Here is a 24070-nt window from a genome sequence, read left to right as displayed (position 1 = left end):
GGGGCCCTTCTTCATGACCGCGTCGGGGTGACAGGATTTGAACCTGCGGCCTCTTCGTCCCGAACGAAGCGCGCTACCAAGCTGCGCCACACCCCGGTGGCCCGAAGGCCTCATCCAGGATACACGAGCGGGGCGGTGCTCATGACCACGGCCCCGGCCGCACACGGGCTAGGGAGCCGCGGTGAGGGTGATCAGCGTCGCCTCAGGACGGCACGCGAAGCGCACCGGCGCGTAGATGGAGGTGCCGAGCCCCGCCGAGACGTTCAGGTAGGCGGAACGGAAGGCGTGACGCCACACGCTCAAGCCTTTGGCCTGCGAGCGGGGGATGTCGCAGTTCGTGACCAGGGCGCCGAAGCCGGGCAGACAGACCTGACCGCCGTGCGTGTGCCCGGCGAAGATCATGGCGGCGCCGTAGGTCACGAACGCGTCGAGCACGCGGCGGTACGGGGAGTGCGTCACCCCGATGGTGACCGCCTGGCGCTCCGAGCGCGGGCCCTGGTCGGGCCAGGTGTTGTCATCGGAGAACGGATCGTTCTCGCGCAGCTCGTCGAGCGCGCCCGGGATGGCCTCCACGCGGTCGTACCGGATGTGCGGGTCGTTCACGCCGAAGAACTCGAGGTGCGTGCCGCGCACCTCCATCGCGGCGGCCCGGTTGTCCAGGTCGACCCAGCCCAAGTCGCGGAAGAACGCCGTGAGGGCGGGGGTGTCGAGGCGCGTCGCCGTCGGAGCCTTGCGCGCCTTCGAGGGTCCAAGCAGGTACTTCAACGGATTCTTGGCCTGAGGGCCGAAGTAGTCGTTCGAGCCGTGCACGAAGACGCCCGGGATGCCCTGGAAGCCCGCGTAGGCAGCACGCACGCCCTCGAGGCCGTCGGTGTGACCGAGCACGTCTCCGGTCTCGACGATCAGGTCCGGCTTCAGACGCGCCAGAGAGCGGATCCACTCCTGCTTGTCGCGCTGCCACGGCGCCATGTGCAGGTCGGAGAGGTGGAGCACCCGGATGGGCTGAGCCCCGGCCGGCAGAACCGGCACGCTGACCTCGCGCAGCACGTACGCGCGGCGCTCGACGAGGGATCCGTAGGCGAACGCCGCGGCGCCCGCGCCGGCCAGAAGGGCCAGGACGGACGCCGCGGGGCGCAGAGCTCGGCCGGCCACTAGCCGCCGGCGCCCGGGCTCGGCGGGGCGCTCGGTCCAGCGGCGGCCAGCGCGAGGGTCACCGCTGTTCCCGGCTTCGCGGGCGTCCCGGCGGCCGGGTCCTGTGCCTGCACGATGCCGTTGGGGTTGTTCCCACCCGCGCTCTTGGCGGTGAATCCGGCCGCCTGCAGCGCCGCGGCGGCGTCGGAGAACTTCTGCCCGACGACGTTCGGCACGGCGACGAGGCTGCCGTTGCTGGTGAAGAGCGTGATGACGCTGCCCTTGCCGACCTGCGACCCGGCGGGCGGGTTGGTCGACGCGATGGTGCCGGCCGGGGCGACCGAATCCTGCGGTCCTCCGTCGGCCGAGTCGAGGCCCAGGCCGGTCAGGATGGACTTCGCCTCGTCGGGCGACTTGCCGGTGAGGTCCGGCACGGCGACCTGGATGCCCTGCGTCAGCTTGCTCGGCGGGGTGGGGAAGTCGTCCCCGCCGTACTTGCCGACCGCGGCGCTCATCATGGTGCGCATGACCGAGACGCGGGCGCTCGCGGGGGAGGTGCCGTGCGTCGGGAAGACCTTGCGGAAGTCCACGTGGCCCTGGATGTTGCCGACCCAGTACGCGCCCGCGACCTTGGTGGTCGCCGCGACGAGCCACAGCTGGTCGTTGTACTCGGTGGTACCGGTCTTGCCCAGCATGTCCTTGCCGGTCGTGTTCATGCCCGAGGCCGTTCCGCCGCCCTGCAGCGGGCCCTTGAGGGCCTTCGCCATGGTGTTGGCCACCGCGGGGTCCACGGACTGGGTGCAGGTGCTCGCGGGCGGCTTCACGTCCTTGCCGCTCGCATCCACGATCTTGTCGATGACGATCGGCGTGCAGGTCATGCCGTTGTTCGCGATGCCCGCGAAGGCGGTCGCCATGGTGAGCGGTGCGATGTAGTTGGTGCCGAGCACGGCCGACGGGTTGGTGTCGAGCGGCTCGCCCTTGGCGGTGTGGACTCCGAACGCCTCCGCGTCCTTCTTGATCTCGCACAGGTCCAGCTGGCTGGCCATCGAGATGAAGGCGGTGTTGATGGAGAGCGTGGTCGCGCTCTGGGCGTTGCGGATGCCCGTCTCACCCGGCGAGTCGTTCTGCGGCGTGTAGGTGCCGCCCCAGCCTCCGGTGCAGGAGTCCTTGAACGACCGGTAGGTGCGGATGTTCGCGTTCACCGACTCGTTGAGCGAGTGACCCTGCTTGAGCCACTCGGCGAGGGTGAAGACCTTGTAGGTCGAGCCGACCTGGAAGCCGCCGGAGCCGCCGTACTTCTGGTCGGTGGCCAGGTTGACCGAGGAGAAGTCCGTGCTGGTGTTCAGCACATCCGGGTCCTGGCTGTACTTCTTGTTCTGGGCCATGTACAGCACGCGGCCCGTGCCCGGCTGGACGCCGGTGAGCACGCCGCCGATGTCCGCCCGCGAGTACGACGCCGGCACATACGACTGGATGGTCGACTCCGCCACCTGCTGCAGCTGCAGGTCGAGGCTGGTGTAGATCTTGTACCCGCCGCGGTTGAAGTTGGATGCGCGGGTGTCCTCGTCGGCGCCGAAGGTCGGGTCGTTCAGGATGGTCTTCTGGACGTAGTCGCAGAAGTACGCGGAGCCGCCCGCGGTCTGGCAACCGCGCACGGACGGCGTGATCACCGGCTGGATCGGGGTCTTGACCGCTTCCTGGTACTGCGCCTTCGTCAGCCGCTTGTACTGGTACATCTTGCCCAGGATGTAGTCGCGGCGCTCCTTGTTCTTCGCGTAGCCGTTCGCGGCGCCATTGGTCTTCGACTCCGGGTCGTCGATCTTCAGGCTGGTCGGCTCGTTCACGATCGCCACCAGGCTGGCGGCCTGGGCGGGGGTGAGCGCGGCGGCGGTGGTGTTGTAGTAGTACTTGGCCGCGGCCTCGATGCCGTAGACCGTTCCGCCGAATCCGGCGATGTTGAGGTACCCGACCAGGATCTGGTCCTTGGTGTACTTCTTCTCGATCCCGATCGCGTACTTCATCTCCTTGACCTTGCGGTCGGGGGAGACGCCCGTGGAGTCGGTGACGCACTCCTGGTACTTGGTCTTCTGCTCCTTGGTCTTGACCGGGAGCGCCTCGCACTTCTGCAGCAGCACGTTCTTCACGTACTGCTGGGTGATCGAGGAACCGCCCTGCACGCCGCCGCCGGCGACCGTGGAGAGCACACCGCGGACGGTGCCCTGGATGTCGACACCGCCGTGGCTGTAGAAGCGGGGGTCCTCACCCGCGATCGCCGCATCCTTCGCGGCCTGCGAGATCTGGTTGAACGCCACCGGGAGGCGGTTCTGGGAGTAGAAGGTCGCCAGCGGAACATCCTGGTCGCCGTTCTTGGCGTAGATGGTGGTCGGCTGGGCCAGCTGGTCGACGTTGAGGTACTCCGGAAGCCCCTCGAAGACGCCGATGCTGTTGTTCGCGGCCATCCCCGTGACCGCGATCGCGGGCGTGACGGCGGCGGTGACCAGAAGACCGGCCACGACGCTCATGCCGATGAAGGCACCGGCGGCACCGAGCACACCTCTAGCCTGTGGTTTTTGCGCAGACATAGGATCAGGCTAGGTGATGAACCTGCGAAAACCCCACAACACGAGGAGCACGATGCCGCGCTGGGAGTACCTGACCACCCCGCTGATGATCCACAACACCGCCGCGATCCTGAACAACTGGGGGTCCGAGGGATGGGAGCTGGTGCAGGTGGTGACCGGTCCGGAGGGCGGCCTCGTCGCCTACCTCAAGCGGCCTCTGCAGGGCGAGGAGCAGGCCTGATGGCGGACGTCGAAGCGCGTCTCGCGCAGCTCGGGATCGAGCTCCCCGCCGTCGTGCCGCCGGTCGCCGCCTACACGCCGGCGGTGCTCGACGGGCAGTACGTCTACACGTCGGGTCAGCTGCCGATGGTGGCCGGGGCGCTCCCCGCGACCGGAAAGGTCGGCGAGGGCCACGGCCTCGTGCCCGCCGCGGACGCCAAGGAGTACGCACGCACCTGCGCGCTCAACGCGCTCGCCGCCGCGAAGAGCGTGCTCGGCTCGCTCGACCGCGTGCGCCGCGTGGTCAAGGTCGTCGGCTTCGTGGCCTCCGACCCCGCGTTCACCGGCCAGCCCGGTGTCATCAACGGTGCCTCCGAAGTGCTGGGCGACATCTTCGGCGACGCCGGCGTCCACGCACGGTCCGCCGTGGGAGTCGCGGTTCTGCCGCTCGACTCCCCGGTCGAGGTGGAGCTCATCCTCGCCGTCGACTGAACCCGGTCCGGATGCGCGAAGGGGCGGTGCCGCACGGCACCGCCCCTTCGTCGTACGGACGGATTCAGGACAGCTTGGCCTGGATCGAGCTCATCACCGCGGTGTCCGCCAGCGTCGTCGTGTCGCCCACCTCGCGGCCCTCGGCGACGTCGCGCAGCAGGCGCCGCATGATCTTTCCCGACCGGGTCTTCGGCAGCTCCGAGACGATGAAGATGTCGCGGGGCCGGGCGATCGCGCCGATCTGCTCGGCGACGTGCTTGCGCAGCTCGGCCGCCACATCCAGCGCCTCGGCCTGCTCCAGCTGGTTCTGCTTGATGATGACGAACGCGACCACGGCCTGGCCGGTGGTCTCGTCGGCGGCCCCGACGACAGCGGCCTCCGCCGTGAACGGATGCGCCACCAGCGCCGACTCGATCTCCGCCGTGGAGAGGCGGTGACCGGAGACGTTCATGACGTCGTCGACGCGGCCCAGCAGCCAGATGTCGCCGTCCTTGTCGTACCGTGCGCCGTCGCCGGCGAAGTACTTGTCGCCGAACTTCGACCAGTAGGTCTCGCGGAAGCGGTCCGGGTCGCCCCAGATGCCGCGGAGCATGCTCGGCCACGGCTCGGTGACCACCAGCAGACCGCCCTGGTCCTTGCCGACGGGCGTGCCCGCCTCATCGAGGATGTCGACGGAGATGCCGGGAAGCGGAACCTGCGCGCTGCCGGGCTTCAGGGTCGTGACGCCGGGGAGCCCCGAGATCATGATCGCGCCCGTCTCCGTCTGCCACCACGTGTCGACGATCGGGGTCGTGTCGCCGCCGATGACCTCGCGGTACCACATCCACGCTTCCGGGTTGATCGGTTCGCCGACCGACCCGAGCACGCGCAGGCTGCTGAGATCGAACTTCTGCGGGTGCTGGCGCCCGAGCTTCATGAAGGACCGGATGGCCGTGGGCGCGGTGTAGAAGATCGAGACGCCGTACTTCTCGATCAGCTCCCACCAGCGGCCGGGGTGCGGTGTCTCGGGGGTCCCCTCGTACATCACCTGGGTCGCACCGTTCGCGAGAGGCCCGTACACGACATAGGTGTGCCCGGTGATCCAGCCCACATCGGCGCTGCACCAGTAGACGTCCGACTCGGGATGCAGGTCGAAGACGTTCTTGTGGGTGAAGGCGGCCTGGGTGAGGTAGCCGCCGGAGGTGTGCAGGATGCCCTTCGGCTTGCCGGTGGTGCCGGAGGTGTACAGGATGAACAGCGGCTGCTCGGCGGCGAACGCCTTGGCCACGTGGTCGGCGTCGACCAGCGCGAGCTCGTCGTGCCACCAGAGGTCGCGGCCCTCGGTCCAGGCGACCTCGTTCTCTCCGCGCTTCACGACGAGCACGTGCTCGACGCTGGTCGCGTCGCCGGTGAGCGCCGCATCCACCGCGTCCTTCAGAGGGAAGACGCGGCCCTTGCGCCAGCCGCCGTCCGCCGTGATGACCAGCTTCGCCTCGGCGTCGTCGATGCGCGAGCGCAGGCTCTCGGCACTGAAGCCGCCGAACACGACCGAGTGGATGGCGCCGATACGCGCGACCGCGAGCATCGCCACGACGGCCTCGGGGATCATCGGCAGGTAGATCGCGACGCGGTCGCCGGCGCGGATGCCGAGGCTGGTCAGCAGGTTGGCCGCCTTCTTCACCTCCGCGGTGAGCTCGGCGTAGGTGATGGTGCGGGTATCGCCCGGCTCGCCCTCCCAGTGGATCGCGACCCGGTCGCCGTTGCCCGCGAGCACGTGCCGGTCGAGGCAGTTGAACGCGACGTTGAGCTCGCCGTCGTCGAACCACTTGGCGAAGGGCGGCTCGCTCCAGTCCAGAGTCCGCGTGAACGGGGTGTGCCAGTGCAGGAGTTCGCGCGACTGGTCCGCCCAGAAGCCCAGGCGGTCCGCGGCAGCGCGCTCGTAGAGGCCGGCATCGGCGATCGCCTGCGCGGCGAACTCCTCGGTCGGCGGGAATCGGCGGGCTTCGTGGAGCAGGTTGTCGATGGTGTTGCTCATGGGGAGGCTCTTCGCTCCTTTGCGATGCGGTCGAAACGGTCGTGGCGCGACACTGCCTGACTCTACAACCTGGCGGGGAGCCGCCTGCAGGAGACTTGCGTTTGCATCGATTCTGCGTAAACTGGTGCCCGGCCGAATGTAAATTCGTGCGTGCGGCGCAATCGATTCCCCCCAATCCTGCGCCGCAGTGGCCGCACCTGTTCCCCCCAATAGGTGCGGCCCCCCTTTTTTAACCGGCGGGACGGCCGTGATCCGGTCGTTCCTCCACCGATCCGCCCCGGACGCTGTTGTCCACGGATCGGACGGGTGACGCCCGGCGGAGCGGTCCGGCTTCTTACCGTCGAGTCATGACGACTGACGAATCTTCTGAGGCCATCGCATCCTCTCCGGCCGGCAGGGAGCCGGGGCTCTGGCGCACGTTCGGGCCGCTGGCCCCCTACCTTCTCCGGCCGGGGGTGAGCGATCTGTTCGTGCTGGGAGACGGAGAGCTCTGGAGCGACGGCACGCCCAACGGGCTCCGGCGCGAGGACGGCTGGCGGACCGACCGGGCCGGGGCACGGGAGCTCGCGGTCCGCCTCGTCGCGGCCGGAGGTCGGCACCTCGACGAGGCGTCGCCCTTCGTGGACGTCCGGCTCCGCGGCGGAGTGCGGGTCCACGCGGTCCTGCCTCCGGTGTCGACGGGCGGTGCGCTGCTGTCGATCCGGATCCCGGCCCGCCGTCAGCCGGCGCTGGGCGAGCTGGTGGCAGCGGGAACACTGTCGGAGGGGGACCGCGCGCTGCTCATCCGAGCGGTCGAGACGCGTACCAACCTGCTCGTCACGGGCGCCGGGGGAGCGGGCAAGACCACGCTGCTCGCCGCCCTGCTGGCGAACGCCCCGCCGACCGAGCGCATCGTCGTGATCGAGGATGTCGCCGAACTGCGCATCCCGCATCCTCATGTCGTCGGCCTCGAGACGCGGCAGCCGAACCTCGAGGGTGTCGGCGGGGTGGATCTGCGACGTCTGGTGCGCGAAGCCCTGCGGATGCGTCCCGACCGGCTCGTGCTCGGCGAGTGCCGGGGTGAGGAGGTTCGCGACCTGCTCGGCGCACTGAACACCGGCCACGACGGGGGTGCGGGCACGCTGCACGCCAACTCGCTGGAGGACGTGCCGGCGCGGTTGGAGGCTCTGGGAGCGCTCGCCGGACTGGGCGACCGGGCGCTGGCGCGGCAGGCGGTCAGCGCCATCGGTCTCGTGGTGCATCTGGAGCGGGTCGAGGGGATGCGGCGGCTCGCGGGCTTCGGGCGTCTCGGTACCGGCGCGGACGGCCGGTTGGTGATCGAGCGGATGCCGCGGAGCGGGGGGTCGCCGTGAGCGGCGAAGCGCGGGCGCGGGGTGAGGCGCTGTGAATCGGCGTGAGGCGCCCGGACGGAACGCGGACGCCGTCGCGGCGGTCGTCGAGGCGGTCGCGGTCCTGCTCGACGCGGGGTTGTCGCCGCGCACGGCATGGGAGGCGGTCGCGCAGCACGGCGGACACGCTGTCGCGGCCGAGGTGGCCTCCTCCCTGGAGATCGACCCGTCGTGCGCTCGTGCACTCGCTCGTGCCGCCCCGTCGGACGACCTTCGCGTCGTCGCTGCCGCCTGGCGCGTGGCCGAAGACGCCGGCGCTCCTCTCGGCCATGTCCTGAGGGTGGTCGCCGAGACGCTTCGAGAGGCGGCAGAGGCCGAACGCGAGGCGGAGGTGGCGCTCAGCGGCCCCCGGGCGACCGCGCGGCTGATGTCGTGGCTGCCGGCGGGCGGAGCCGTGCTCGCCGTCGCGCTCGGAACCGACCTCGCCGCGACGGTCGCCAGCGTCCCCGGGGCGTGCGCACTCGCCGCCGGGGCCGCGCTCATGCTGCTGGGCCGCTGGTGGATGCGCCGGCTCGTGCGTCGCGCGCTGCGCCGCGTTCCGATGGTCGGCCTGGCCGAGGAGCTCATCGCGGTCGGCCTGGCCGGAGGCTCGTCCGTCGAAGCGTCGGTGGCCGCGGCCCGGCGCGCGTCGGACGCTGCCCGGCTGCCCTGGGGGGACGACGGTCCCGCGCTGCGCATCCTGCGGCTGGCGGAATCCGCTGGAGCGCCCGCGACCGAGCTTCTGACGGCTTCCGCTCGAGAGCGGCGGCGGTCGGACCGCGCGGAGCGGCGGCGGGCGGCTGCCGCGCTCGGTGTGCGGCTCATGCTGCCGCTCGGTGTCTGTGTGCTGCCCAGCTTCCTTCTGCTGGCGGTCGTCCCTCTCCTGCTTTCTCTCGTCTCCTCCACAGCGGCGGTGCTCCGGTGAGTTCTCCACAGATCGGGGCGATCCCGCCCGCAACGAACGCCCTCGCCGAAGGATGGAACAGACGGGTCGAGCGGACTCGGAAGGAAGGAGCGTCCCATGGAGAGGGTCACGAGCGGTGCGTTGAGGTCAGCGCTCGCGCGGCTGAGGCGACGCCTCGCGAGCGACCGAGGCGCGGCGACGGCGGAGTACGCGATCACGATCCTCGTCCCCAGTCGTCTGGTTACTCGGTTCAGGGAAACCCGAGCGCAGGGGACGATCGTCCCCCGGTGCTTAGTTTCCCGATCTTCCGCTTCCAGATGGACGCCCGAAAAGCGGCCTGACGGCAAGAAGCCCCGTCAGCGCCGCTGCCGGGGTCCTACCCAGGGCGAAGGCCCAACCAAGGAAAAGGAAACTACGAAATGACCGCAACAAACTACGTCGAAGCGCTGCAGAAGTTCAACGCCGCCCAGAAGGCTGCAGCGACCTTCAAGGACGACAACTGGAATCACTCCGCGATCACCCGCGAACGGGTCAACCGTCTCAACCGGGCACGAGCCGAGCTGCTCGCCACCCTCCCGGAAACGCCCACCAAGGTGGACACCAGCGCGCGAAGCGCCGTGGTGGCTGGACTGCTTCCGACCAACGCCGACACCGCGGCGATCACCGCCAGCGAATGGGGCAAGGTCGAGAGGCTCCTGGGCGCGGGTCGGAACTTCGTCCGGCTCATCGAGCAGGCGGACAAGCGCCGCCTCGCGGCGATCATCGACCAGCTCCCCACCTACCTGGAGGCCCAGGGTGACGACTCCGACCAAGTGACGGCCGGGATTGTGGCGGAGGTCCAGGACCGGGTGTTCCAGCGCCTCGTGGAGCTGGGTGACGAGGACGCAGTGAAGGCCCTGGAGGGCGAGAGCGGCACCCGCAAGCAGGCTGCGTGGGAGCGCGTCGTCCGTGAGGCGGTCGATGGCGACGTGAGCATCGAGGCGTGGTCCGACTTGAACCGCGTGGCACCCGACGAGCGCGCGACCGCACAGGACGAGGACCCGGGTGAAGCGGCGGACATCGCCCACAAGGTGCAGTCGCTGGACGCGGTGGCGCGCAACATCAACACGGAGGCACCCGTTGGCGCTGAGTGACGCCAAGCGTCAGGAGATTGTCGACCTCATCGAGGCGGGTTGCGGACGCAACGAAGTCGCCCGTGAGGTCGGCGTCTCCGGGCGCACGGTATCCATCGTGGCTCAGAAAGCCGGGCTCAGCTTCGACCGAGCGCAGACCCGGAAGGCCACGGAAGCCCGTCTCGCTGATGCGAAGGCGCGTCGGGCCACTCTGGGGCTCCAAATGCTCGGAGATTTGGAGGAAGCCCGTCTCCGGCTCGCGGAGGCCACCGGGGCGCGTGACTTCCAACTCACGGCGCAGGGGATGGACGCCCTGACACGGGCGTACTCCAACATGGTCAAGCTCGACCCGGGCGATGGCGGCATGGAGGAAGCGCGCGGTCTCCTCGGCACGATCATCGGAGCGATTCACACCGTTGCGGAAGGCCAGCCGCGGATGAATCCGACGATGGACGAAGCGACGGGCGAGGTGATCCCTGCGGGGTCACTCCGGGCGGTATGAAAGGCAGCGGCGGGCGAGGGAAGTACTCGTCCGCCGCTGTCTTTCCCATCAAGGCTGGTCTGAGTAGCGTCGCGCTCATGTTCGACGAGAAGGAGTGGACGGGAGCGGTGGTCCGCCGGGGCGACTGGGAGCGGGTCATCCCGGTGCGGCCGATCCGTGGGCGCTGGCCCCGGTCGATCTTCATCCCCGGCGACGGCGGATGGCGCGAACGATTCGATCTGTGCGCGGTCACTGGCAACTGCCCTATCTACGAGTTCAAGGGATACGAGCCGCAGTTGGAAACCCGGGCTGACCCCTGGTGAGGGAACAGAACCGCTCGATCATTGTGGCGAAAAGCTTCGCGGTGTTTTTCTCGGAGATGCAATCGCATCGAGAGGAAACCACATGGTCCAACACATCATCCGCGAACTCGTCAGCTCGCTCGTTTGCGGCCTCGCCGGAGGCGCAGTTGTCGCCATCGGCGTCGCCGTCAACCTCGCAGGCGGCGCGTAGCTACAGCGGTTTCAGGAGGTCGCCCAGGTCGACACCGAAGGCTTGGGCGATCCGGAACCACGACTCCAGCCGCCCGTGGGTAGTGCCCGTCTCAATCGCAATCAACGTCCTACGGGTCACCCCAGAGCGCTCCGCCAGCTCGTCGTAGGTCCAACCACGATCGGCTCGGAGCTTGCTCAACTCAAACCGCAACGCCTCAAAATCCGGGTCACGGGTCGGGAAAGCCACCCGACAAGTCCAGCCCGACGCGCTGCCCAGCGCAGTGTCGAAACCTTCACTATTGTGAAGAAACCTTCACCATGACAAACTCAGAGATTTCCAAACGCAAGGAGTCACATTGAAGCGCACAGCCGCAGTCGTCGCCGCAGCCGTAATCCTCATCCTCACCGGATGCGCCGGTGGCGCAGGGGCGGACGCAGCCCCGAAGGCCGAGGCCATCGTGAAGGCATTCACCGATGCAGGACTGCCCGCCGAGCAGCCCCGCGACAACACCTCCAAGGGATGGTGCGAGGACGACCAGTACGGATGCAAGCAGTTCTACACAACCGAGAACGTCACCGTCATCACCGCACCCAGCAAGGACGGGATCAAACGCGCGACCAGCCGTTCGAGCGCAGGCGGCTTCTACGTCTCCAAGGACGGCCGCGTGATGCTCTCGTTCCTCGCCCAGGGCACACCTGACGACCAGCAGGCCAAGTATGAGAAGGCGCTCGAAACCTACCTTGCGAAGTGACGCAGAACCGGCCGGCCCCTCACAGGTAAACCGGGCGGTTTCTGGTTACCCCTCGCGCGTGAGCGGTTACCGCCTGCTAGCTTCTGCCTATGCCACCGATGGACCCGAATCGGACGCTGGACGGATTCCAGGCTCGATTAGTCAAGCTTGAGGACCTCTACCAACGTACATACTCCGCTGTTCAGCGCGCGGGTAACGAACTCGAACTTCGCAAGGGTTTGGCTGCGGACTTCGGGTTTCGGCTCGGCGGCGAGTGGGAACTGTTCCAGCACCGGTGGTACATCGCTGCCATTTCGAAGCGTCCAAGCAAGTTCGTCGGGGTAATCCAGAAGGAGATCGATGAGCTGGTCGACAAGGGGAATTTGCGGAGCCGTCTCACTGCAATTCGCAAGGACTCGTTGATCGTCCCGACTCATCCGACGGCCCCGCAGATCGCCCAATTTGTAGACCCCAAGGGTTACAACGTCACCTTTGATGACACCGATAGCTGGTTGAGGATGGCACAGAAGCATTTGCATTCTGATTACACGGCGAAGGTTGCCATCCTTGTGAGTGATGCTGAGTCGACCTCCACGCTTGATCTATTGCGCGCAATCAGGAACCGTCTCGCCCACGGGAGCGATGGCAGCGGCACCCGGCTCAACGCGTTTGCCAGTGCCCGCGAAGCCGGGGAGAGCGAAGGCCTCGTCGGGCCGAAGAATGACCCGTTGGTCCGCAAGACTAATCGGATCGACGATGTGGCCACGTATCTACATGCGGCGGGTCGGCCCTCGCAACAGCGCGTGCTCTACTTGAGCCAGAGAGTCCGCGACATCGCAGAGATGCTGAGAAAGTAGGGCTTCTTCGGGGGATCGACGTCCCCGATGAAAGCCCCTCGCTACGCCACGCCCGGGACTGCGCGTCGACTTCTTGAATGTCGGTGGCCCCCAATAGAATGACGTCTAGACGTCAAACAGAATGGGACTCATGGGACGCTTTCAGCCTGGCCAGATTCGCGACGGTATCGCGGAGTGCCTGAGCCGCAACCCTGGTGAAGGGGCGTCCATCGGAGAAATTGAACGATACCTGGAAGAGGCATTTGGAGAGGTCGTGCCATCGTCCTCAATCAGGTCGTATCTCCAACTCAATACGCCCGGCAAGTTTGAGCGACTGGGGCGAGGCCGTTACCGGCTAGCCGACGCGCTGAGCGAAGAATCCGCCGAGCCTGACCAGGTAAAGCTCAAAGGTAAGCCGGTCTTCAAGCACGGCAAGACGCGACTCTTCCAAGCGGATTCGCTCGAATGGCTGGCCTCACAACCTGAGAACTCAATTCATGGTGTGGTGACTGATCCGCCCTACGGACTGGTCGAGTACACACCGATGGAGCTTGCAAAACTCAGGGCCGGCCGTGGTGGGACGTGGCGAATTCCACCATCGTTCGACGGTCACACGCGCGCGCCGCTGCCCCGTTTCACCACGTTGAGCAGCTCAGAGCTGGACGACCTCGAACGCTTCTTTCGGAGGTTCGGCGAGACCCTCAAGCCGGTGCTCGTCCCGGGCGCTCACGTCATGGTTGCGGCGAATCCCCTGGTGAGTCACCTCGTCTCGTATGCCCTGGATGCGGCCGGATTCGAACGTCGTGGTGAGATCGTTCGACTCGTCACCACCATGCGTGGCGGCGACAGGCCGAAGAACGCACATGAAGAGTTCTCGGACGTCTCGGTGATGCCCCGATCCAACTGGGAACCGTGGCTGCTGTTTCGGAAGCCCACCGAGGGGACGGTCGCTCAGAACCTCCGCAAGTGGGGCACCGGTGGGTTACGGAGAATCTCGGCCGAGCGTCCGTTCGGTGATGTGATTCAGTCGGCTCCGACACATGCCAAGGAGCGCAAGCTCGCGAACCACCCGTCGCTGAAACCGCAGGCTTTCCTGCGACAGGTGGTCCGCGCGATCCTCCCACTGGGGGAGGGCACAGTGCTTGATCCGTTCGCCGGATCGGGATCCACGTTGGCCGCAGCCGAGGCGGTCGGATACCAGTCGGTCGGGGTCGAACTCGATCCGACCTATGCCGACTTGGCTGCTAGGTCGATCCCGCTACTTGCGGCGCTGCCGGACCGGGTTCGGCTGGTCGAAGTAGATCCAGTTACCCCGGAGGCGGTCGATTCCATCTCGGTCGAGGGTTGAGGTCCGTGTGCCGAGTGCGCCGCGGTTGTTGATGCGGAAATCGTCCGGGTCCACCTCTCCCAGGTAGACCTCGCGGAACACGAGAGGAGTCCGGCTGTCCGCAGGCTCGGTGTGGTTGTCAATCTCGTAGACGAACACGCAGAACCACTGCTTGCGACCACCGTGGGTGTCCACTGCGCCGCCGCGCTTGAGGGTGGACTTGATCTCGATTCCCTGCTCGCCAGCCTTCACGGAGTCATTCGGATACACGCCCTTGACGATCAGGTCCGGGTGCCCGTTGTGGTAGTTGTTCGTGGTCAGGGACCGCGAGTGCTTCGCCATCGACTCGGTGAGCATGTCTGAGATGGTGCCGGAGAGATTGGCCTTCCGGAGCATGTCATCGAGTCGCGGAAGCTTCTTGTCTCGGAGGTGCTTATTGACGTCGAAGAAGAAGTCGTAGACGTCCTGCATGGCGGACTGGAAGTCGAGGACTCGAAGGTTGTAGGGCATGGACGCCGCGGGATTGAACTTGCTGGGGTCTACCTCTTGTCTGGTGATCATTTGAGACACGGTAGCGGACACTTACGCTGACGTCAGCACTATTCACGCTGACGTCAGCAAAATGCCCCGAACTGGGGCCATTTGCACTCCCCTGCGGGCTGTGTTTTCGTCGAAGTGGCGGGATGATTCCGCGATTGCAGGCGTGGCCCCCGGCTCGATCAGTCGGGGGCTTCGTCATGGAGAGATTGTTCCCGCTCGTTCCGCCTGATTCGATGGGTGGGAAGCCAGCTCCCGAGCTGTTTCGTTCTCGGCCAGGCCCTCGCTCAGGTGGCGGGGGCTTCGTCGTATCCCGCGCAGCGGGCGAGCTTGACGCCAAGTCAAACACTTGTGGTCATGACCCTCGCCATGTTTTGCTGGATCCAGAACGAAACACAAAGGCGCTGGAGAACGACGGGCGGGTCCCGTCGCCAGCGAGGTGAGATCTGGCTTGGTCAAACCTGAATGCCGGGAGCATTTCCGAGATCCACCGCGACGCAACAGCGTCCGGGTCTGGACTTGGAGTGCTCCTTTCTCGTTTCGGCGCACTCCGCGTGATCCGTGGAGGCTCTGGTGGCTCACAACCCCAGCATTCGATCTGATTTCACGCCCGTCGAACTACCCGACGAGCAAATCTCTGCCCTTCTGAGCATCCTGTTCGACGAGGACGAGCCGACCGCGAGGGCGGTGGCTGCATGAGTCCGAGGCTCGACACAGCAACGCGCGAACTCCTCATAACCCTCCCTGAACACCAGTCGGCTGATCACGGGGACTCGAACCTCCAGCAAGCACTCGCGCTTGCGGCCGAGGGCTGGCACGTGTTCCCCATCCGACCTGGGACTAAGGTCCCCCTGTTCCCCAACCCTCACAAGAACGAAGAGCGCAAGAGCCGGTGCCGTGGCGAGTGTGGCCAGATCGGTCACGGAGCCTGGGACGGCACCACCGACGCCGACACCATCCGCAAGTGGTGGGGTCAGCACCCGAACGCCGGGATCGGCGCGAACCTCGGGGACGACCGGATCGCATTCGACGTGGACCTCAACCACGGCGGGCGCTACCTGGAGTCGTTCCCCCACACCCGCAAGCACCTGTCCGGCCGGGGTAACGGCAACGGTCACCTGATCTACAAGTACGACCCCGCCACCGCAGCGGCGGCGATTCAGTCCGGCAACGGCGCACTCGGTGACGGCATGGACATCAAGACCGGCCGAGGCTCCTACATCATCATGCCCGGCACCCGGCACGAGGACACCGGGAAGCTCTACACGGTCGCGCCGGACAACGCCGGGATCGAGCACGTGCTCCTGGACTCCGAGGTCGATGCGATCTTCGCGGAAGCAGGCCTCCCTTCGCCATCAGTCCGTCGTCACAAGACCGGCTCGAAGCAAGAAGCCTCGCGGGGGACGGCAACTCCCAGAGGAAGCCTGCTCTCCGAACTGCTCTCGAATCCTCCAGCCGAGGGCGGGCGCAACGACTGGCTGGCAAAGGTGGCCGGTCACAAGGCATCGAGGCACCGCTCCGAGCCGGACCTGTTCGAGGTTGAGCTGAGGGTGGCCAACGGGCTCCTGACCGAACCGCTCGACGAGGCGGAGTTCCAGAAGACCATCTGGTCCGTCTGGGACATCGAGCAGTCGAAGCCCCAGCTCCTTACAGAAGACGCTCGCGAGAAGGCCATCGAGGAAGCAGCAGACCGGCTCCGCATCGCCGCCGCCGCTCGGCGGCGAGTTGCCGACGAACAACGACTCGATGCGGACAACCCGGGACGCATGGTCGACGGCGGCGAGTTCACTCTCGACATCCCTGACGGCACGCCCGCCGTGTGGGGCGACGGCGGGCAAGTGCTCTGGGCCGAGGGCGAAGCGCTCATGGTGGTGGGACCGCCCGGGGTCGGCAAGACCACGCTTTCGAACCAACTCGTGCGAAGTCGCATCGGACTGGGTGGGGATGTTCTGGGGCTGCCAGTGGTCCCTTCCAAGAGGCGTGTTCTTTACCTCGCCATGGACAGACCGCGCCAGATCGCACGTTCGCTTCGGCGCTCGTTCCGACCTCACGAGCGACAGATGCTCGATGAGCGACTGGTCGTCTGGCAGGGACCGCCGCCTGCGGACCTGGCCGCGCATCCCGAGACGTTGCTCGACATGGCGAAGCAGGCCAGTGCGGACACGGTGATCATCGACTCGCTCAAGGATGCGGCGATCGGCCTGACCGAGGACGAGGTGGGGGCCGGTTACAACCGCGCTCGTCAGCTCGCCCTCGCAGCCGGGGTGGAGGTGCTTGAAATCCACCACATGGTCAAGAACGGCGCGAACGGCACCAAGCCGAACAACCTCCAGAGCGTGTACGGCTCGGCATGGCTGACGGCTGGCGCAGGTTCTGTGATCCTGCTCTGGGGGGAGGCTGGCGACACCACCGTCGAGCTGGTGCACCTGAAGCAGCCCGCCGAGACGCTCGGCCCGTGGCAACTCCATCACGACCACCAGGCCGGAGTCACGACCGTCCTCCAGGGGACGACAACCATCGACCTGCTTCTGAGCGCCGGTGACCGCGGCCTCAGCGCCGCTGACCTGGCTTCTCTCCGCGACGACGACTCGCGCGCTGGCAAGGAAAAGGCGCGCCGCGATCTGCAGAGGCTCGTCCGTCAGGAGCTGGCGACCGAGGCGGTGGGCGAGCGCGCGGGTCAGTCCGTCGCGATCTTCCGGGCGACTCCGGAGACGAGAGGACAGGTCTTCTGATGGGCGGCACGGAAGTACACGCAGGGGTGCACGCACCCTCTCGGAGCCAGAAGTACACGGAGGGGTGCACGCAGGTGCACGTGACGGCCTCTCTGCCGGGTCCTGACGGGGCACGGCCAGGTACACGGGGGTGCACGCAGTCCCGTGGCACAGAAAGTGCACGCTGCGCCCCCCTCCTGAAAGGGGGGCGCGTGCACCTGCCGGATGCACGGCCCGAGAAGGAAGGACTCTCACGATGAGCGGCCAGCACTGGATCGACCAGCACCGCACGGAGATTGAGCAGTTCCCTCTCGTCTCCGCACCGGCCCCCGAGTGCATGGTGGCGGGTTGCACACGCTCCGCCCACGTGCACTCGCTCTGCCGCCCTCACTTCCGGCGCGCACGCCGCCTTTTCGACCCGAACTACATCAACCCTCGCAACCGAAAGGACACCGCATGAACAAGCACGAGAGGGCGAAGGCCGAACGGCTGAGCCTCATCAACTGGCAGGAGGGGGCACTGGATGGCGATTTCAGCCGCGCTGTCGATGAACTCGAAGCAGCCGCACACGCTCTCGACTTTGGAGAGGGTGACGACAAGCTGCTGCGCCTCCGTGACGCGCTCCGTCGGTTCGACCTGCTGAACCGCGCCGTCGAACTGCTGGGCGACACCGCCGAGTTCGAGCGCGAGCTGGAGGCACGAGCATGAGCGGCCTCGCTGTCGACAAGCGCGCCTTCGAGGAACAGTTCGGAGAGGCGGACACAGCCCTGCGTCTCCTCCTCGCGCAACTCGTCGCGGCCGACGATCTGGACGGCGGGCAGGTGGTGTTCCGGGACGCTCTGGCCACCGTCCTCGCGGTTACACGACAGGCCCGCATCTGGGTCCGGGACGGCGGTCCCGACCTCGGCCGGCCGCTGGCACCGGCAATGCGAACCGGAGCCGCGCTCGTGCAGCAGGAGGTGGTGCGCCAACTCGTCGACGCCGTGATGCAACGCAACGATCCGGCGTTCCAGGGGCTGCACCTGCTCGACGGCTTCGACGGGGAACGCCAGTCCCCTGATGGGCTCCCCGGTGTCTGACCACCGCGGAAGGTCGCAGAAGACCCCGAGGCAAGCGGACGCGATGCGTGCGGTGCTGCACCGGGGGTTCATCGAGACGGTTCGCTGGGCGGTCGCGCAGGGCTCAACCGTCCCCTGCGTCCAGGACCCGGAAGGCGGGTGGACCTCCAGCGACAGGATGCAGCGGCTCTCCGCCGCAGCGCGATGCCTTGAGTGTCCCCTCCTGGATGAGTGCCGCGCCTACACCACCGAATGCCCTGAACCGGACGGGGTGTGGGGAGCGAGCCTGTCGACAAGTTCGTAAGCGATAAACCAATTGTGACCTGGGTTTTTCTCATGTTTTTCTGGAAGTGCGACCAAGAGAGGACAAGCACTTTGCGACTTATCATCGGAGTGATCCGGCACCTGCCGACACTCGTTCAGCTCGACCGGCAAGCCCGACGCGGAGGCGTCAGCCGCGCCGACCGTCAGGCCGACTTCTGGGACAACTTCGCGGCGCTCGAAGCAGCCCGAACGGAGGCGTGGCGGTGAGCGGCGACGGCTTCAAGACCATCGGGATCATCGTCGGCGAGATCTGCGAGGACAGCTTCATCAACACCAAGGGCGTGCCCCCGGCCGAGATCAACAAGCGCGTCGCGGACATCGCCCGAGACCTCAGCATCGAGCTGGATGAATGGGACCCCATGTTCAGCGCGATCACCCCCGACCAAGAGCGCGCCATCTACCGCGAACTAGCGAGGCGCTATCTCGTTCGATTCGAGACCGACGAAGTTGCACCCACGGAGACGAGGCGCTGCTCCGGATGTGGTCGTGAACTTCCCCTCACCGAGTTCTACCGCAGGCGTCGGGGCCACCCCGCGCGCCAGGCCCGATGCAAGGACTGCGTGGCCGCGTACCTCGTCCAATACCGACTCGTTCCCCGCAACAGTGAGGACATCCCGTGAGCCTCGATATCGGAACGCTCGTTGGCTACATCGAACTGGACGACACCCAGGCCGATAGCGTCGTGTCCAAGTTCCCCGACAAGCTCAAAGGGATGGGCGCGAAGGGCGTGCTCGCCGCCGCAGCGATCGGTGTTGCAGTGGCCGGGGCGCTCGGCAAAGGCATCAGCGACGCCATCGACATCCAGGCCGCCAACGACCGGATGGCGGCACAGCTCGGACTCTCCGCACCCGAAGCGGAGAAGGCGGGCAAAATCGCGGGCAAGCTCTGGAGTCAGGGCTACGGCGACTCGATGGACCAGGTCAACGACGCACTCGCCCAGGTGATCCAGCAGACCGGCGGATTCGGCAAGGTGTCCGACGACGTGCTGAGCAAGGTCACCGGACAGGCGCTCAACGTCTCCAGCATCTTCGGCCAGGAGCTCCCGTCAGTGCTCGCCGCCGCGGGAAACATGGTCAAGAACGGCCTCGCCCCCGACTTCTCGTCCGCCATGGACATCATCACGGTCGGCTTCCAGAAGTCCGGCAAGCAAGGCGACGACCTGCTCGACACCTTCACCGAGTACAGCACCATCTTCAACAAGATGGGCATCGACGGCGGCACCGCCATGGGCCTGATTTCGCAGGGCCTCGCGGCCGGTGGCCGGAACTCCGACGCCATGGCGGACTCGCTGAAAGAGCTGTCACTGCGCGCCGCTGACGGGACGGCCTCGGCCGCACAGGGCTTCGACAACCTCGGCGTGAGCGCGGCCGACTTCCAGAAGGCCATGGCAGCCGGTGGACCCGAAGCCGCCAAGATGCTCGATCTGGTTACCGACAAGCTCCGCGGAATCAAGGACCCGGTGGCGCAGAACACGGCCGGCCTCGCGCTCTACGGCACCAAATGGGAAGACAACGCCGCCGCGATCCTCGCCTTCGACCCCTCCAGCGCAGTCCAGGGACTCGGTGACCTCACCGGGGCGGCGCAGAAGGCCGGTGACACCGCCAACCAGGGTGTCGAGAAGCAGTGGCGCTCGGTGCAGGCAATGTTCTCATCCATCGCCAGCGACGTGGGGTCGGTGCTGCTGCCGGTACTCGACGGCCTGCTGACCTGGATGAACGAGAACCCCATCGTCATCCAGATCGTGGCGACCGCGCTCGGCATCCTCGCAGCCGCGTTCGTGGCCGTGACGGTGGCGACCTGGGCCATGAACACCGCGCTCCTGGCCAACCCCATCACATGGATCATCCTTGCGATCGTGGCACTCATCGCAGCCATCGTGCTGCTAGTCGCCAACTGGGATTCGGTGGTCAAGTTCGTAACCGACATCTGGAGCGGCTTCATCGGCTGGTTCACCGGGGTGATGGACGGGTTCTTCGGATGGTGGAACGACCTCTGGGGCAAGATCGGCAAGTTCATCCAGGACGTGTGGAACGGTTTCGTGGGCTGGATCACGTCGCTGTTCCTCGGCTACTACAACTGGCTGCTGGGGATCGGCAACGGGATCGCCTCGTGGTGGAACGGCCTCTGGTCCGGCGTCGGCAACTTCGTGCAGTCGGTGTGGAACGGATTCATCGGCTTCATCCGGGGCGTCTTCCAGGGGTACTACTCCTGGCTGGTCGGCGTCGGCGCGAGCATCGCTTCCTGGTGGAACGGTCTCTGGTCCGGGATCGGGTCGTTCGTTCAGGACACCTGGAACAACACGATCAACTGGCTCCGCGGCATCCCGGGCTGGATCAAGGGTGTGTTCGACGGCGCGATGAACTGGCTCAACGACATCGGCAAGAACATCGTCCAGGGACTCTGGAACGGACTCAAGTCGGCGTGGAACGGGGTGATTTCGTGGATCAAGTCGGTGACTGGCGGCATCGTCGACACCTTCAAGAACATCCTCGGAATCCACTCGCCCTCTCGGGTCTTCGAGGGCTTCGGCGTCAACATCGTTGAGGGCCTACTGAACGGTCTCGACGCGATGCAGCCCCAGATCGACCAGCAGATCGAGGGCCTGGTCACTTCCGAGCCGCAGCAGGTCGTGGTGGTCGGCGGTCAGGCCGCATCCAACACGACCAACAACAACAAGACCTTCACCTACGTCGCCGCTCAGAACTCTTCCCTCTCGACCGAGGAAGAACTGTTCGACGCCCTCTCCCGACCCAGGAGTGAATTCTGATGACAACCAAGAATGAGCCGACCCGGGCGGCGATCTACACCCGGGTGAGCACCGCCGACCAGATCGAGAACACCTCGCTCAGCGAGCAGCGTGAGGTCTGCCTTCGCGAGATCGAGCGACGCGGGTGGACTCTGGTCGACGAGTACGAGGACGCTGGGGTATCCGGCACCCGCGAGGACCGCCCGGCATGGCAGCGAATGCTGACGGACGCGAAGAGCAACAAGCTCGACGCCCTCGTCGTCCTCAACATTTCGCGGTTCTCACGCGTGTCGCACCACGCCATCGAGCAGTCACAGCGCTTGCTCGACATGGGCGTATCGCTGGTCTCCATCCAGGAGAACTTCGACCTCTCGACTCCGGCAGGACGGGCGATGTTCGGCATGTCCGCCATCTTCGCCCAGCTCGACCGCGAGCAGATCGTGGCGAAGACGGTGGCGGGCCAGCGAGCGAAGGGGCGAAACGGGCAGTGGCCCGGTGGACAGCCACCCTACGGATGGCAGCTCGAAGGCACCAAGCGCGATGCGCGACCGGTGCCCGAATTGCGGGAGAGGGAGGTGCTCGCCACAGCCTACGAGTTGCTGGTCAAGAAGCGCCTCACCGCGGGTCAGGTGTCCGATCGCCTCAACGACATGGGCCTCGCTCCCCGGAAGGCTGGCCGTTGGAACCCGGACGTTCTGCGCCGTGTCCTCGCGAACCCGGTGATGCACACGGGCAAGGTCATGTGGGGTGCGCCCGAATCCGGGTCGATGTACAAGCGAAGCCACCACACGAAGCTCGACCGCAACGGCAAGCCGGTCTACGGCGACCCGATCGAGTTGCAGCTTCCTGAGCCGCCCTTCACGCTCAAGCAGCACAACGCGGTCATCCGAGCGCTCACGCAACGGAGCACCCGCGGAATGTCGGCAGCGCCGAAGACTCAGATGCTCTCAACGCGTCTCGTGGGTGAGTGTGGCGCGCACTACATCGGCGTGAGCATCGCCGCCAAGGACTACGACGTGTACCGCTGCTCAGGACGGAAGCACATCAAGGGGGCCGACAAGTGCCGGTGCAAGCAGGTGCAGTCGCAAGCGATCGACGCTCGGGTGTGGGCTGAAGTTGTGAAGCTGCTGGGTGACCCGGCACGGCTCGAAGCCATGGCGCGCCAGTGGCTCGAAGTTCCCGAGCAGAGCGACGACCTGACCGAGCGCGCAGTGGCGGGCATCGAGAAGGAAATCGCCAAGCTGGAGCGCGGACGCGCCAACGCGAGCCGCGAACTGCTGCTGGCCGACAACCCGGAGCCGCTCCGCGAGGCGCTCGCGGACATCGAGCGAGAGCTTGACGAGTTGAAAAACCGACGAGCCGCCTACGCCGCTCTGCAAGCCTCGGCGACCGATAAGGCGCAGAAGCTAACTGACCTCGCGCGACTCGCTGAGAGGGCCAAGGGAAGGCTGGAGAGCATGCCAGCCTTCCAGCGTCGGGAGGTCATCGAAATCCTGGACATCCGCGTGGCGATGTTCGGTGACATCAGCGGCTCGGAGCCTGAGTCCATCCGCATCACGGGCCAGATCGACCCGCGCCTATTCGACGATGGCTCTGCCAGCAACTCCGCGGAGGATGCGGGTCCCCGACCCAGTTCTCCGACCTCGGGAAACCAAGACACGGGGCACCCTGGCGGCCGTCGGATTCGCCGGTGTGCTGGTCGCACTGCTCAAGGGCGACGAGGTGAAGGCGATCCTGTCGGAGCTGGTGCATCGTGCGCTCGCCGGAGGGTGAGCGGGGAAGCGTCACGGCGGAGTTCGCCGTGGCTCTGCCGGCGGTCGTCGTGTGCCTCGCATTGTGCCTGGGCGCGGTGTTCGGCGCCGCCCGCTACGTGGGGCTCGCCGGCAGCGCGTCGGCGGCCGCGCGGCTCGCCGGTCGCGGCGACGACCCCGGCTCCATCGGAGCGGGGGGAGCCGTTCGATCGATCGACCACGAGGGAGAGATGGTATGCGTGACCCTGACCGACACGGCCGGCACGGTGCTGGCGAGACTGGGCATCCGGCTCGAGGCGCGCGCGTGCGCACTCGACGAGTCCGTCGGGTCGGCGGACCCGAGCGCGGCCCGGAGCACGGATCCGAGCACGGATCCGAGCACGGCTCCGAGCGCGGTTCCGGCAGCATCCTGGCGATCGGGATGGTCGCCGCGATGCTGACCGTCGCAGCGGGGGTGCTCACGGCGGTGGGCGCTGTGTCCGCTCACGCGCGTGCTGCGGCCGCGGCCGATCTGGCGGCGCTCGCCGCGGCCGACGCGGCGTCCGGCCGGATACCGGGCGTCCCCTGCGACAGGGCGGACGACGTCGCACGGGCGAATGGCGCCGCGATCGCGTCCTGCGCGCAGTCCGGGGCGACGGTGGACGTGACGGCCGTCACCCCATGGCTCGGCCTGGGCGCGGCCGCGTCCGCCCGGGCCGGACCCGGTCCGGGCGGGTGATCCGGCCAGGAAGCGGGCGACGCGACCGGGAAGCGGGCGACGCGGCCGGATCAGCGGGCGACGCGGCCGTGCCCGCGTCAGTCGAAGACCGTCTCGAGATAGCGGTACGAGACGGCGGTCGGCTGCGAACCCCGTCCGTCATCGGAGGCGTACTCCACCTCGGCCCCGGATGCCCGGACATAGAGGTAGTGCTTCGAGCCGGCCGGTGCCGAGATCTCGAGGCGCGGCCGGGCGTCCCCGGAGTCGAGGAAACCGGTGGAGATCGTCTTCCCTTCGAGGGGGCCGTCGATCAGTTTGGCGGTGTACATCGTCGTCGTTGACATACCGTCATTGTCCTCCCGAGGAGGGCGGTGGCAAAGGTCGGCGACGGCGCCACGCGGCGGTTCCCAGGCCGATCGCGTTCCTGCGCCCACGGCGAACGTCGTGGGACGGATTAGGCGGACAAGCGGCGAAGGTGTGTATGGTTTGCCTGTCGGACGACCGGCCCCGGACGGGGACAGCGTCGCCGCGGGGGAGCGCGCAACGCCGGTCCGGTCATGGACGACACAGACAGCTG

At 66.9% G+C, this 24070-nt stretch carries 25 protein-coding genes and 1 tRNA gene; 19 read left to right on the top strand and 7 right to left on the bottom strand.

Going from position 1 to position 24070, the window contains the following annotated elements:
- Window positions 1–22 precede the first annotated feature (22 nt).
- From ACTJI1_RS09670 to ACTJI1_RS09660, 3 genes are all read right to left on the bottom strand, one after another.
- A tRNA-Pro gene (locus ACTJI1_RS09670) sits at window positions 23–96 on the bottom strand.
- A gap of 72 nt (window positions 97–168) precedes the next feature.
- Window positions 169–1152: a metallophosphoesterase gene (locus tag ACTJI1_RS09665; RefSeq protein WP_440742455.1), complete on the bottom strand. Its 984-nt coding sequence runs from the start codon at window positions 1150–1152 to the stop codon at window positions 169–171.
- Complete coding sequence (locus ACTJI1_RS09660; RefSeq protein WP_440742454.1) at window positions 1152–3713, bottom strand: transglycosylase domain-containing protein; 2562 nt, start codon at window positions 3711–3713, stop codon at window positions 1152–1154. Before ACTJI1_RS09660 ends, ACTJI1_RS09665 begins: the two co-directional genes overlap by 1 nt.
- Window positions 3714–3765: 52 nt before the next feature.
- Here ACTJI1_RS09660 and ACTJI1_RS09655 point away from each other — a divergent pair, with 52 nt between their 5' ends.
- Window positions 3766–3933: a hypothetical protein gene (locus ACTJI1_RS09655; RefSeq protein WP_310134432.1), complete on the top strand. Its 168-nt coding sequence runs from the start codon at window positions 3766–3768 to the stop codon at window positions 3931–3933.
- Complete coding sequence (locus ACTJI1_RS09650) at window positions 3933–4403, top strand: RidA family protein (RefSeq protein WP_440742453.1); 471 nt, start codon at window positions 3933–3935, stop codon at window positions 4401–4403. Before ACTJI1_RS09655 ends, ACTJI1_RS09650 begins: the two co-directional genes overlap by 1 nt.
- 64 nt (window positions 4404–4467) lie before the next feature.
- Here ACTJI1_RS09650 and acs read toward each other — a convergent pair whose 3' ends face one another.
- Entirely contained in the window at window positions 4468–6417 is a 1950-nt protein-coding gene (gene acs, locus ACTJI1_RS09645; protein WP_440742452.1) for an acetate--CoA ligase, read from the bottom strand.
- A gap of 347 nt (window positions 6418–6764) precedes the next feature.
- Here acs and ACTJI1_RS09640 point away from each other — a divergent pair, with 347 nt between their 5' ends.
- From ACTJI1_RS09640 to ACTJI1_RS09620, 5 genes are all read left to right on the top strand, one after another.
- On the top strand, window positions 6765–7769 hold the full coding sequence (locus tag ACTJI1_RS09640; protein ID WP_440742451.1) for a TadA family conjugal transfer-associated ATPase: 1005 nt from the start codon (window positions 6765–6767) through the stop codon (window positions 7767–7769).
- A 31-nt stretch (window positions 7770–7800) separates the two neighbouring features.
- On the top strand, window positions 7801–8709 hold the full coding sequence (locus ACTJI1_RS09635) for a type II secretion system F family protein (RefSeq protein ID WP_440742450.1): 909 nt from the start codon (window positions 7801–7803) through the stop codon (window positions 8707–8709).
- A 398-nt stretch (window positions 8710–9107) separates the two neighbouring features.
- Window positions 9108–9821, top strand: coding sequence for a hypothetical protein (locus tag ACTJI1_RS09630; RefSeq protein WP_440742449.1), 714 nt, complete (start codon window positions 9108–9110; stop codon window positions 9819–9821).
- Window positions 9808–10302, top strand: a complete 495-nt coding sequence (locus tag ACTJI1_RS09625; protein ID WP_440742448.1) for a hypothetical protein — start codon at window positions 9808–9810, stop codon at window positions 10300–10302. Before ACTJI1_RS09630 ends, ACTJI1_RS09625 begins: the two co-directional genes overlap by 14 nt.
- A 77-nt stretch (window positions 10303–10379) precedes the next feature.
- Window positions 10380–10604 carry a hypothetical protein gene (locus ACTJI1_RS09620; RefSeq protein WP_440742447.1) on the top strand — a complete coding sequence of 75 codons (225 nt, stop codon included), beginning with the start codon at window positions 10380–10382 and terminating at the stop codon, window positions 10602–10604.
- A 190-nt stretch (window positions 10605–10794) separates the two neighbouring features.
- Here the strand turns inward: ACTJI1_RS09620 and ACTJI1_RS09615 are convergent, their stop codons facing one another.
- Window positions 10795–11022 (bottom strand): helix-turn-helix transcriptional regulator, encoded by a 228-nt coding sequence (locus ACTJI1_RS09615; protein ID WP_440742446.1) that lies wholly within the window; start codon window positions 11020–11022, stop codon window positions 10795–10797.
- A gap of 109 nt (window positions 11023–11131) precedes the next feature.
- Between ACTJI1_RS09615 and ACTJI1_RS09610 the strand changes: the two genes are divergently transcribed.
- From ACTJI1_RS09610 to ACTJI1_RS09600, 3 genes are all read left to right on the top strand, one after another.
- Window positions 11132–11527, top strand: a complete 396-nt coding sequence (locus ACTJI1_RS09610; RefSeq protein WP_440742445.1) for a hypothetical protein — start codon at window positions 11132–11134, stop codon at window positions 11525–11527.
- Between the two features lie 89 nt (window positions 11528–11616).
- Window positions 11617–12363: a hypothetical protein gene (locus ACTJI1_RS09605; protein ID WP_440742444.1), complete on the top strand. Its 747-nt coding sequence runs from the start codon at window positions 11617–11619 to the stop codon at window positions 12361–12363.
- Between the two features lie 130 nt (window positions 12364–12493).
- Window positions 12494–13690 (top strand): DNA-methyltransferase, encoded by a 1197-nt coding sequence (locus ACTJI1_RS09600; RefSeq protein WP_440742443.1) that lies wholly within the window; start codon window positions 12494–12496, stop codon window positions 13688–13690.
- Here ACTJI1_RS09600 and ACTJI1_RS09595 read toward each other — a convergent pair.
- Entirely contained in the window at window positions 13601–14230 is a 630-nt protein-coding gene (locus tag ACTJI1_RS09595; RefSeq protein WP_440742442.1) for a hypothetical protein, read from the bottom strand. The genes ACTJI1_RS09600 and ACTJI1_RS09595 overlap by 90 nt on opposite strands.
- A 671-nt stretch (window positions 14231–14901) precedes the next feature.
- On the opposite strand from ACTJI1_RS09595, the gene ACTJI1_RS09590 reads away from it, so the two are divergent.
- The 9 genes from ACTJI1_RS09590 (at window position 14902) to ACTJI1_RS09550 (ending at window position 23514) form a co-directional block, all read left to right on the top strand.
- A complete protein-coding gene (locus ACTJI1_RS09590) occupies window positions 14902–16938 on the top strand; it encodes a bifunctional DNA primase/polymerase (protein WP_440742441.1) in 2037 nt (678 codons plus the stop codon).
- 435 nt (window positions 16939–17373) lie between these two features.
- Window positions 17374–17625: a hypothetical protein gene (locus ACTJI1_RS09585; protein ID WP_440742440.1), complete on the top strand. Its 252-nt coding sequence runs from the start codon at window positions 17374–17376 to the stop codon at window positions 17623–17625.
- The gene (locus ACTJI1_RS09580; protein WP_440742439.1) at window positions 17622–17996 is read left to right on the top strand and encodes a hypothetical protein; all 375 of its coding nucleotides are present in this window, start codon (window positions 17622–17624) and stop codon (window positions 17994–17996) included. Before ACTJI1_RS09585 ends, ACTJI1_RS09580 begins: the two co-directional genes overlap by 4 nt.
- Window positions 17977–18279, top strand: coding sequence for a WhiB family transcriptional regulator (locus ACTJI1_RS09575; protein WP_440742438.1), 303 nt, complete (start codon window positions 17977–17979; stop codon window positions 18277–18279). Before ACTJI1_RS09580 ends, ACTJI1_RS09575 begins: the two co-directional genes overlap by 20 nt.
- An 89-nt stretch (window positions 18280–18368) precedes the next feature.
- The gene (locus tag ACTJI1_RS09570) at window positions 18369–18506 is read left to right on the top strand and encodes a hypothetical protein (RefSeq protein WP_440742437.1); all 138 of its coding nucleotides are present in this window, start codon (window positions 18369–18371) and stop codon (window positions 18504–18506) included.
- Complete coding sequence (locus tag ACTJI1_RS09565; RefSeq protein WP_440742436.1) at window positions 18503–18919, top strand: hypothetical protein; 417 nt, start codon at window positions 18503–18505, stop codon at window positions 18917–18919. The genes ACTJI1_RS09570 and ACTJI1_RS09565 overlap by 4 nt, the downstream gene beginning before the upstream one ends.
- Window positions 18916–21066, top strand: a complete 2151-nt coding sequence (locus ACTJI1_RS09560) for a phage tail tape measure protein (protein WP_440742435.1) — start codon at window positions 18916–18918, stop codon at window positions 21064–21066. Before ACTJI1_RS09565 ends, ACTJI1_RS09560 begins: the two co-directional genes overlap by 4 nt.
- Window positions 21066–23039 (top strand): recombinase family protein, encoded by a 1974-nt coding sequence (locus tag ACTJI1_RS09555; protein ID WP_440742434.1) that lies wholly within the window; start codon window positions 21066–21068, stop codon window positions 23037–23039. The genes ACTJI1_RS09560 and ACTJI1_RS09555 overlap by 1 nt, the downstream gene beginning before the upstream one ends.
- A 61-nt stretch (window positions 23040–23100) precedes the next feature.
- The gene (locus ACTJI1_RS09550) at window positions 23101–23514 is read left to right on the top strand and encodes an Rv3654c family TadE-like protein (protein ID WP_440742433.1); all 414 of its coding nucleotides are present in this window, start codon (window positions 23101–23103) and stop codon (window positions 23512–23514) included.
- A 77-nt stretch (window positions 23515–23591) separates the two neighbouring features.
- Here ACTJI1_RS09550 and ACTJI1_RS09545 read toward each other — a convergent pair whose 3' ends face one another.
- A complete protein-coding gene (locus ACTJI1_RS09545; RefSeq protein WP_310134448.1) occupies window positions 23592–23837 on the bottom strand; it encodes a hypothetical protein in 246 nt (81 codons plus the stop codon).
- Between the last annotated feature and the right edge of the window lie 233 nt (window positions 23838–24070).

Origin of the sequence: Leifsonia sp. 22587 (genome assembly GCF_052044215.1) — a bacterium.
Lineage (GTDB): Bacteria > Actinomycetota > Actinomycetes > Actinomycetales > Microbacteriaceae > Leifsonia > Leifsonia shinshuensis_C.
This window is presented reverse-complemented; position numbering and strand designations above follow the sequence as displayed.